General features: G+C 40.6%; 3 protein-coding genes. All 3 read right to left on the bottom strand.

Annotation, left to right across the window (positions count from 1 at the left end; genetic code table 11):
- Nucleotides 1–54: 54 nt before the first annotated feature.
- Nucleotides 55–387 (bottom strand): hypothetical protein, encoded by a 333-nt coding sequence (locus HYY52_05925; protein ID MBI2996228.1) that lies wholly within the window; start codon nucleotides 385–387, stop codon nucleotides 55–57.
- A gap of 543 nt (nucleotides 388–930) precedes the next feature.
- Nucleotides 931–1,224 carry a hypothetical protein gene (locus HYY52_05920; protein ID MBI2996227.1) on the bottom strand — a complete coding sequence of 98 codons (294 nt, stop codon included), beginning with the start codon at nucleotides 1,222–1,224 and terminating at the stop codon, nucleotides 931–933.
- A gap of 498 nt (nucleotides 1,225–1,722) precedes the next feature.
- Nucleotides 1,723–2,062, bottom strand: a 340-nt coding sequence (locus HYY52_05915; GenBank protein ID MBI2996226.1) for a hypothetical protein, incomplete at its 5' end; no start/stop codon positions are given.

Below are 2,062 nucleotides of genomic sequence, written 5' to 3'. Positions count from 1 at the left end.
ACCAAGTGAAGAGTTCCACTGTTTGCAATCTACTAACAGGCCCATCTGTCACAGTCATAGTACTGGCGAAGAAAGAACTGCTATGTGTATTCTTGCTCCTACTAGTACTTCCTCATCTTCAAGCTCCTCATCTTCTAGCAGCTCATCATCTTCTAGTTCTTCATCATCCTCATCTTCTTCAAGCAGCTCATCATCTAGTTCTTCTTCAAGCAGTTCTTCCAGTTCGTCATCGGGTTCATCTTCATCCAGCTCATCATCTTCTAGTTCATCATCATCTTCTTCAAGCTCTTCATCAAGTTCTTCTTCTGGTGCTTGTTGTACTTGTATAGGCAGTGTGCTTGACTGTAGTGGATTAATTCCAACTTGTAACACAAGCAGTGGTAACACTGTTGTCTGCTCTGGTAGTGATGTCTTTTGTTGTCCTTCTACCAATCTTAACTGTAGCTTTGGTATTCCACTTAGTCAGATCTCTTGTGTCTCTTCTTCTTCAAGTAGTTCTTCCTCTTCTAGCTCATCGTCATCAAGTAGTTCATCCTCTTCATCAGGTAGCTCTTCTAGTTCTTCCTCTTCAGGAGTCTCATCTTCGTCGTCATCTTCTGGTACAGTTTCTGGTTCATCATCATCTTCTTCTTCAGGTGCAGTGTCAAGTTCATCTTCATCTTCTTCCAGTGGTGCACCTCAATGTACTAGTGGTACCTTCTGTACTTCTGGATTAATTCCAGATTGTACTTGCCAAGAACAATTCCATTGTGCTCCAAGTACAAATCAGCCTGTATGCCACACTCATTCTACTGGTGAACAAAGAACTCCTAACTGCATACAACCACAATGTAGTAGTGGTACCTTCTGCTGTCCGGGCTTTGTTCCAGACTGTGGTCTAAACGAAGAATTCCATTGTGTCCCAAGTACAAATAGACCTATATGTGATAATCACAGTACTGGCGAGGAAAGAATTGCTATGTGTATTCTTGCTCCTACTAGTACTAGTACGTCTTCAAGCTCCTCTTCAAGTAGTTCATCTTCTTCATCAAGCAGTTCATCATCTGGTTCATCTTCTTCATCTTCAAGCTCTTCTTCAAGCTCATCTTCATCTAGCTCTTCTAGTGGAAGCTCATCATCTTCTTCTTCGTCAAGTGGATCATCATCATCGTCATCATCTTCTGGTGTTAGTTCATCATCTTCTTCTTCCAGCTCTTCGTCTAGCAGTGGTGTTGTAAGCTGCACTCCTCAAATTGCTAATGATGCACAGTTACCTGATTCTTATATAGGAAAAATATATTGGATCTCACTTACATCAATAGGAAGCGTGCAAAATATAAATTGGTTAGTAGTAAGTGGTTCACTACCCCCTGGACTGCAACTTTCTGACACTATTCCAGGAAATGGTCCTGGTATAATTGCTGGAACACCAACAGTTGCAGGAACATATAGTTTTACTATACAGGCTGTTCAAACGGGTCTCCAAAAAGTATTCTCAATCACAGTACAACCACAAACAGCTCTAGTATCATGCATAGTAAATGGACAACTTGGAGGTCAAGCTTGTAATGGAAATAACGGTTTAACAATAACTGATTCATCTCCCTTACCAAATTTAATTGCATTACAAAATACTTATAATCATACATTCAATGCAGTAGGAGGAGTAGCCCCATACACTTGGGGTATAGAATCGGGGGCAGATGGATATGTTACTATTCAACCAAATGGAGAATTATTTTATTATCCTGTAGCTGCTATGACTGCTTTGTTTACTTTACGGGTAACAGACACAAGCAGTAACATTGCAAGAAAAGTTTTCTCAATAACTACATTACCAATAGAATGCTCCTCTGGTGGTAGTTCATCATCTTCATCTTCCTCGAGTAGCTCATCTAGTTCTTCTTCATCAGGCTCTTCTTCAAGCTCATCTTCTAGTTCATCGTCAAGCAGTTCTTCATCAAGTTCATCAGGCTCTTCAAGTTCCTCTTCTAGCTCTTCTTCATCAAGTTCATCAGGCTCTTCAAGTTCCTCTTCTAGCTCTTCTTCATCAAGTTCATCAGGCTCTTCAAGTTCCTCTTCT

Source organism: Candidatus Melainabacteria bacterium, assembly GCA_016193285.1.
GTDB lineage: Bacteria > Cyanobacteriota > Vampirovibrionia > 2-02-FULL-35-15 > 2-02-FULL-35-15 > JACPSL01.
This window is presented reverse-complemented; position numbering and strand designations above follow the sequence as displayed.